Annotated in this window: 7 protein-coding genes and 1 pseudogene; 3 read left to right on the top strand and 5 right to left on the bottom strand. The window is 47.1% G+C overall.

Annotated elements, in window-relative coordinates; translation table 11 throughout:
* The 5 genes from ACESLU_RS09335 to der all read right to left on the bottom strand — a co-directional run.
* The coding region (locus ACESLU_RS09335; RefSeq protein WP_372638314.1) for a redoxin domain-containing protein at positions 1 to 463 on the bottom strand (463 nt) is incomplete at its 3' end.
* 75 nt (positions 464 to 538) lie between these two features.
* Positions 539 to 1,165, bottom strand: a complete 627-nt coding sequence (locus ACESLU_RS09330) for a hypothetical protein (RefSeq protein ID WP_372638312.1) — start codon at positions 1,163 to 1,165, stop codon at positions 539 to 541.
* Positions 1,166 to 1,179: 14 nt separating this feature from the next.
* A complete protein-coding gene (locus ACESLU_RS09325) occupies positions 1,180 to 1,749 on the bottom strand; it encodes a hypothetical protein (protein ID WP_372638310.1) in 570 nt (189 codons plus the stop codon).
* An 8-nt stretch (positions 1,750 to 1,757) separates the two neighbouring features.
* Complete coding sequence (locus ACESLU_RS09320) at positions 1,758 to 2,456, bottom strand: NADH-quinone oxidoreductase subunit I (RefSeq protein ID WP_372638308.1); 699 nt, start codon at positions 2,454 to 2,456, stop codon at positions 1,758 to 1,760.
* A gap of 247 nt (positions 2,457 to 2,703) precedes the next feature.
* Positions 2,704 to 4,011 (bottom strand): ribosome biogenesis GTPase Der, encoded by a 1,308-nt coding sequence (der, locus tag ACESLU_RS09315; protein ID WP_372638306.1) that lies wholly within the window; start codon positions 4,009 to 4,011, stop codon positions 2,704 to 2,706.
* 617 nt (positions 4,012 to 4,628) lie between these two features.
* On the opposite strand from der, the gene ACESLU_RS09310 reads away from it, so the two are divergent.
* The 3 genes and pseudogenes from ACESLU_RS09310 to ACESLU_RS09300 form a co-directional block, all read left to right on the top strand.
* Positions 4,629 to 5,270, top strand: coding sequence for a thymidine kinase (locus ACESLU_RS09310; RefSeq protein ID WP_372638304.1), 642 nt, complete (start codon positions 4,629 to 4,631; stop codon positions 5,268 to 5,270).
* Positions 5,267 to 6,601, top strand: coding sequence for a NupC/NupG family nucleoside CNT transporter (locus ACESLU_RS09305; RefSeq protein WP_372638302.1), 1,335 nt, complete (start codon positions 5,267 to 5,269; stop codon positions 6,599 to 6,601). Before ACESLU_RS09310 ends, ACESLU_RS09305 begins: the two co-directional genes overlap by 4 nt.
* A gap of 2 nt (positions 6,602 to 6,603) precedes the next feature.
* Positions 6,604 to 7,192: pseudogene (locus ACESLU_RS09300) on the top strand (hypothetical protein); the annotation flags it as partial.

Genomic DNA, 7,192 nt, shown 5'->3' with positions numbered 1-7,192 from the left:
CAGCCGAAAGCACCTTCTGAACGGCTTTGAAATCGGGCAGCTTGCTGGAATCCTCCAATACTTCCCGGTGCCGAATGATCCCCTCCCGGTCAATGACAAAGACCGCCCGCATGGATACGCCTTTCATACCGTGATAATCATCATATAATACCTGGTAACGGCGAGAGACTTCTTTGTTAAAATCACTTAGCAGCATAAAATTTATATTTTCTGCTTTTTTCAGTGCTCTCAGGGTAAAAAAGCTGTCTACGCTTATGCCGATGACGGTCGCATCGAGAGCATTATACATTTTCATGTTATCACGGGTAATGCAAAGCTCTTCAGTACAAACGTCTGAAAAGGCCAGCGGGAAGAACAGTAATACTACCTTCTTCTTCCCTTGAAAATCGGTGAGTGATACCTTGTCGCCCTCCGTATCGGGTAGCGTAAAACCGGGGGCTTTTGTGTTTTCTTCAGGGGTCATGAACTTTAATAATTATCACATTTACGGGACAAAGCCGAATTAATACCCCGATGGCTCTTGGCAGGGGTTAATTTATCACTCAACATGCTCATCTTTTTTATGGGCATATTTATAGCCCAGGATAGTGGTAGCAATCCCTCCTGCAAGTAGCAGTTTCCACAGCCAGGACAACGATTCTCTGGCCTCCGCTGAAAAGCTCCAAAACAAAATGTAACACAGTAAAAATAATCCTATACCTGCCAATATGATGAGATATGTCCGTGAACGATAGCTGTAGAGTCCGTACATCATAAGGGAGACTAACAGCGCTCCTCCCTGATAGAGAAAAAACATCCATTTTTTTAAGACAAAGCTGTCATATACGAAAAAATATGAGATGATGATAAACAGCGGCAAGGCTGTATAGATCAGAGGAAACTGGGCAAATACAGGCTTAGATTCCCGTACGAACACCGCCAAGGCGCTCAAAATAAAGGCAAGACAGATCAAATGTCCCCATTCCAAAATAAAACCAACAACGGTTGTGACGGCAGAAGTGGCATAAAATCCACCAATCACAGCTGTAGCCTGCATAAAGGTAAATATAAAGGCCGCAACAGTAAGCCCTAAAAATTTAAGGCGTCCCCTGCCCTGCGCGAACTTTATAAGCTCAAAAGCGGCATAACCGCTTACCACCATAAGCAAAATATCAACCCACAGCATAGTTAAGCACCGGACTAAGTATTATTAACGGGATCTTCCCCGTTTCTTTGTTGTCTTTGCTGACGCTGTTCTATTTCTCTCTGGGTTTCCTTCTCTTTGCTGTATTCCATGACCTGGCCCGCAATATCCTTTAACATGCCACGCTCAAAGCGGATCATCTGCTGCATAAAATGAATCAATAATAATTGTTGACCATCATTGTAAATTTTTGTTTCCCAATCTATTAATGGAATATTTTTTATAGCATTTACAACGCCGGCCCGGTGTTTCGAAATTTTCCGGAGAATTTTTTGGATATTCTCGATCTCCCCGCCAAAATCAAAGCTCTCTTTAAAATGAGTGAATTTGTCTAAATGAGTGGGACGCTTACTATTGACGGCATCTTCGAGAATGGGGCGATAGTAGGAGGTCTGGGCATGGTCGATGAGCAACAGGATTTCTCCAATGGATCGCTTGCCCGGCGGCGACTGGTTGTAAGGGACACTTTCAATGACATACTGGAGTGCGTCGGCTTCGTCTTGGAGATATGCCGCATCCTCGATCAGCCGGTTTACCTCCTCCTGCGAAACTTTTTGGTCAGCCATCATCTATGTTATCGAGCCCAGGGTGATTCGGCTTCCACATTGTCATTATGTTCTTGCTGTTCCAGCATTTCTACAAGCGAGAGGCCGGAATTAAACTCACGGTCGCGATCGCGCACGGAATGGATATTGTTTTCTTCCTGGAAATCCCAGAACTGGCCAAACTGACGGTTACGGTAATTTCGCAGAAAATCCAGTCGTTCTTTGAGGTCCTCTTTGGGAACCAGCAGTCGCTGTTTGTCATAGATTGCCTCTTCTCTTGATTCAAAGACGATATCGTAATCTTTACTCATCACGATCGCTTCTTCGGGACAGACCTCTTCACAGTAACCGCAGTAGATACAGCGCAGCATGTTAATTTCAAAGAAGTCGGGATAACGCTCTTTGGGATCATCCGAGTCTTCATTGGCCTGCATGCTGATTGCCAGCGGGGGACAAGCACGGGCACAAAGTCCGCATGCCACACATCGTTCCTTCCCGTCGTCTTCAACCAAAACAGGACGGCCGCGAAAAATAGCCGGAGGATCCCACTTTTCTTCGGGATAGCGCAGGGTAACTTTAGGCAGAAACATCTGCTTCAGAGTATACCAGAGGGCTTTAAAAATTTCGGGCAGATACAGATTTTCCAAAAAAGATAACTCGCGTTCACGCTCAAAATTTTCATTGAGCGTATTGGCCCGCGGCTGTTCTAAATTTTGTGGTGCTGCCATTAGTCTTCTTTTAAGAAATAGTGGTTAAAGCTCTGTTTACTTAATACTCTACTTACTATCGAATGGAAAATAACTGATTAAATGATTCCCATCAAAGGTAAAATCATTTATTTCTTACGCCTTGTACCTTTAACTGGCCTGGTAGCGTATATCGGGAATTAACCACTCTTGTGAGCATCTTTACCAAACAGTAGTCGCAAATTTCAGGGACACTAAAGTCCTGTTTGGAAACCAACCGCACAACGGGTTATTTCTTTTTAAACGTCATCGTTATCGGCACGCCTTCAAAACCGTACTCCTCCCTGATCTTGTTCTCGATATAACGCCGGTAATTGGCCGGTAGTTCTTCGGGAATATTCATAAAAAACTTGAACACCGGGGGACTCGTTTTCACTTGTGTGCCGTATTTTATCTTTAGTGGCACTCTCCTTCGGATAGGCAGCGGTTTTTCTTTGAGGATTCGGCCGATAAAATCGTTGAGTTCAGGCGTGCTGATCTTCTTTTTACGTTCCTCGAGTACCCGGTCGGCCACCGTTATCACTTTATGAATTCGCTGTCCGTTTAAAGCGGAAATGGAGACAATGGGAACATACTCCATCATAGGCGCACGACTATAGATATATTCTTCAAATTCCCGATGGATATTCGTGTCCTTGTCGGGCACCAAATCCCATTTATTGAGTACGATGACAATGCCTTTGTTGTATTTTTCAGCTTCCCGGAGGATATGTTTGTCCTGGGCTTCAAACCCGCGCATAGCATCGAGCATCAGGATGGCGACATCACACTCCTTGATCGCCCGGTCTGTGCGAACCGTGCTGTAGAATTCTACATTTTCCTTGACCTTTCGCCTTTTCCGAAGTCCCGCCGTATCAATAAGGATATAGTCTTTGCCCTCGTATGTCAGCTTGCTGTTGATAGAGTCTCGCGTAGTTCCCGGGATGTCAGTCACAATACACCGTTCATGATTCAGCAGTGCATTGATAAAACTGCTTTTTCCCACATTTGGGCGGCCGACAACAGCCAGTTTAGGTGTAGTGGTTTCCGGCTCTTCTTTTTCCTCCGGCAGGCGCGAGACGAGCTCATCCAGCAAGTCCCCGGTGCCCCGGCCGTTGATTGCGGAGATTGGATAAAGCTCCTCAAAACCCAATTCATAGAATTCGGTGGCGTTGAGCGTCCGCTCATCATTGTCGGCTTTATTGGGGACGAGAAGCACAGGCTTGTCCTGCTTGCGCAGTAATTCAGCCACTGCTTTATCCAGGCTGGTAATCCCTCCCTCGGTGTCGACAACAAACAGGATCACATCCGATTCCTCAATGGCAATATGCACCTGTTCCCGGATCCCCTCTACCACCACGTCCGTGGCATCTGGCAAATAGCCGCCGGTATCGATCACGTTAAATCGACGTCCGTTCCAAAACGATTCGCCATAGTGTCGATCGCGCGTAACGCCATATTCGTCATCGACAATCGCCTTGCGGCTGCCAACAAGTCGGTTGAAAATAGTAGACTTGCCGACATTGGGTCGGCCTACAATTGAAACTACGGGAAGCATGTGGACTTTATTCTATATATATTTGATATTGTTCTGTCACGGAAGAAAATAATGAATTAACTGCTTAAAGTAGAGCATTAACTCTATGTTACAAACCTTTTACAACAGTTTTGGATTTCTGGGATCGATTTCGATCGCATTCCTTATTTTTATTTGTTTTATTTTTTGGTTAGCTGGCGTCGCAGGCATTACACAGCTCCAAAATGACCGCTCCAAGCCGGTCAAGCTTTTTTTTTCAGTCTTGTTCCCGCCTTACCCCATTTTCTGGATTTTTTGGGATATGTATACTCAAAGCCAGCTTATGAAAGAAGATCGAGTCTGATAAACAGCTGGCCCTTCACTTGGTTCCAGCGATTATTAGTGGACCTTGAAAAACCAGTCCCGAAGCATCGGGAAATGTCAAAGTCTGAGCGAATTCAACCCGCAGCATTTACAGATAGCATTTGTATATATAAGGATATTGAAGATGCGAGAATGCACAGATTAGCCCAAAGAACGGTTTAACAGGCTCTCAAGTATATATTAGCAGGAATATTTTCACTCTTTTTATTTCTAATGATACACAGATATATTCCATGCACTAACAGACACTCCCAGAATTTCTCACCATAAATGTTATGCTCAACGAACCGTCATTTGTCCCCGACCATCTTGGATGGATCGAAGTGATCTGCGGTGGCATGTTCAGCGGAAAGACCGAAGAACTTATCCGCCGTGCGAAACGCGCGCATATAGCGGGACAAAAAGTTGTTATCGTGAAGCCTAAAATGGATAAGAGGTACAGTGATGAAGATATCGTATCCCACAACGAGAATGTACTACCCGGATTGGTGGTCGATACCGCCGATCAGGTGGTGCTGTTGACCGGGGATGCCCAGGTTATCTGTATCGACGAGGCGCAATTTTTTGACGACCAGTTGATCAGTGTGACAAATACACTCGCGAATGACGGTAAACGGGTTATTGTAGCCGGACTGGATATGGATTTTGAAGGACGTCCCTTCGATCCGATGCCCCAGCTTCTGGCTGTTGCCGAGTACGTGACCAAGCTTCATGCCGTTTGTGCGGAAAGCGGTACGATGGCTCATTACTCACAGCGGGTTGTTGACAATGAAAATCGCATGCTTTTGGGAGAAACGGATGCCTACGAGCCCCGGGCGCGCCACTGTTTTCGTCCCCCGGTCGACCAGCGACGAGGCAAGGCCGTCACACCCCTGACCAGGAAAAATCCCAATAATGACTCTCCCACTTCAACATGATTGATATTGTCCGCGGGATTCTCGGAATGGCGGCTATTATGGCCATTGCCCTGGCTTTCAGCAGAAATAAGAAAGCAATTAACTGGCAGCTTGTCGGCACCGGACTCGGCCTGCAGTTCATATTGGCCGTCTTTATTTTAAAAGGCCGGGATATGGCGGACTACTGGCCCCCGCTCGGATGGCCGAAAGATTTCTTCAGCTGGGTTTCCTCCTTCTTTGTGATCGTCCTCGATTTTACTACCGAAGGAGCTGAATTTATATTCGGCGACCTGGCCCTGAGTCCCGGTATGAACGACAGCATGGGCAACTTTTTTGCATTCCAGGTGCTCCCAACCATCATCTTCTTTGCTTCCCTTACGGCCATCTTATATCATTATGGGATATTGCAGCGGTTGGTACAATATATGGCAAAGGGCATGCAACAATTGATGGGGACTTCAGGGGCCGAGTCTTTGTCCGTGATCTCGAACATTTTTGTGGGACAAACGGAAGCCCCGCTTGTGGTTGAGCCCTATATCAAAAAGATGACCAGGTCAGAACTGCTGGCCGTAATGACCGGAGGAATGGCCACCATTGCAGGGGGAGTTATGGCGGCGTACGTGCAGATGCTGGGCAACTCCTATGCCCAGGCGCAGGGAGTTTCGCTGGATGTGGGCCGTTTGATGTTTGCCGAACAGCTCCTCGGTGCAAGCCTGATGGCGGCCCCTGCCGCCCTGGTGATCGCCAAAATACTTTATCCCGAGACCGGCGAACCGGCAACTGCCGGAGAAGTAAAAATAGAGGTTGAACAGACCGATGCCAACGGTATTGACGCCGCAGCCAGCGGGGCGGCAACAGGGTTAAAATTAGCTGCCAATGTTGGTGCTATGTTGCTGGCGTTCATTGCGTTATTAGCTATGGGGAATTATTTTTTAGAAGGATTTGGAAATATGACGGGTTTGAATTCGATGATACCGGAGGGAAGCCTCCGCATTGAAACGCTCCTGGGATGGCTGTTGGCGCCCGTTGCTTTTATTGTAGGGGTGCCCTGGGCCGATGCGGTAAGCATGGGATCGCTGCTTGGAACAAAAGTCGTGCTCAATGAGTTTGTAGCATATCTTCAGCTTTCCGATATGGTCGGAAACGCTACCCTAACCCCAAAAACCATTACGATGGCCACGTTCGCATTATGTGGGTTTGCAAATTTTTCATCTATAGCGATACAGATTGGCGGAATTGGCGGCCTGGCTCCCAGTCGTAAATCGGAATTAGCGCAATTCGGACTTAAAGCCGTTTTAGCGGGTACGTTAGCCAATTTAATGACTGCAACGATAGCCGGAATGTTATTCTAATCATGAAATATTCGACAACAGAGTCTCAGACTCACATTTTATTGCTGCTGTGCGGACTGCTTGCACTGTCAGTCTTCTCTTGCGATTCGCGGGAAGGGGATCAGCAGGCTGAGCATATCGCCCGCGTGGGGAACGAATACTTGTCCCTCGAGCAGGCAAAAGAGGCGATCCCTTCTTTTATTTATAAAGAAGACAGCGCTGCGGCCCTCGATCAGTATCGGCAGCAGTGGATTCAGCGCAAATTAGTACTCCGGGAAGCCGGTAGAATGAATCTAGGACAGCAAGAAGAGATTCAACAGAGGCTGCAGCAGGCTCGGGACGAAATTTTACGGGAAGCCCTGCGAACGCATATCGTCACAAGCGAGGTGGACACCGCCGTAAGTGAACAAGAAGTGGAAGCCTACTATGAAGAAAATAAAGAACATTTTATGCTGGGTGAAGCGTATGTGCAGTATCGTCACCTGAAGACCCAGGAAATTGAAGATGCCCGGACGGCCAAAAGGGCCCTTCAGTCCGGGTCACCGTGGGAGGAGGTAGCCGATAACTATGCTATGGAACCTCCTGATGCTATTGACAATGCCCGGAAATTCC

This window comes from Fodinibius sp. (genome assembly GCF_041642155.1).
Classification (GTDB): Bacteria; Bacteroidota; Rhodothermia; order Balneolales; family Balneolaceae; genus Fodinibius.
Note: the sequence above shows the minus strand (reverse complement) of the source record. Positions and strands in the feature narration are given on the sequence as shown.

What these genes read in the sequence shown, in the direction of transcription:
- ACESLU_RS09330 (WP_372638312.1), bottom strand. Translation starts at nt 1,165, where the DNA reads ATGCTGTGGGTTGATATTTTGCTTATGGTGGTAAGCGGTTATGCCGCT.
- ACESLU_RS09325 (WP_372638310.1), bottom strand. Translation starts at nt 1,749, where the DNA reads ATGGCTGACCAAAAAGTTTCGCAGGAGGAGGTAAACCGGCTGATCGAG.
- ACESLU_RS09320 (WP_372638308.1), bottom strand. Translation starts at nt 2,456, where the DNA reads ATGGCAGCACCACAAAATTTAGAACAGCCGCGGGCCAATACGCTCAAT.
- der (WP_372638306.1), bottom strand. Translation starts at nt 4,011, where the DNA reads ATGCTTCCCGTAGTTTCAATTGTAGGCCGACCCAATGTCGGCAAGTCT.
- ACESLU_RS09310 (WP_372638304.1), top strand. Translation starts at nt 4,629, where the DNA reads ATGCTCAACGAACCGTCATTTGTCCCCGACCATCTTGGATGGATCGAA.
- ACESLU_RS09305 (WP_372638302.1), top strand. Translation starts at nt 5,267, where the DNA reads ATGATTGATATTGTCCGCGGGATTCTCGGAATGGCGGCTATTATGGCC.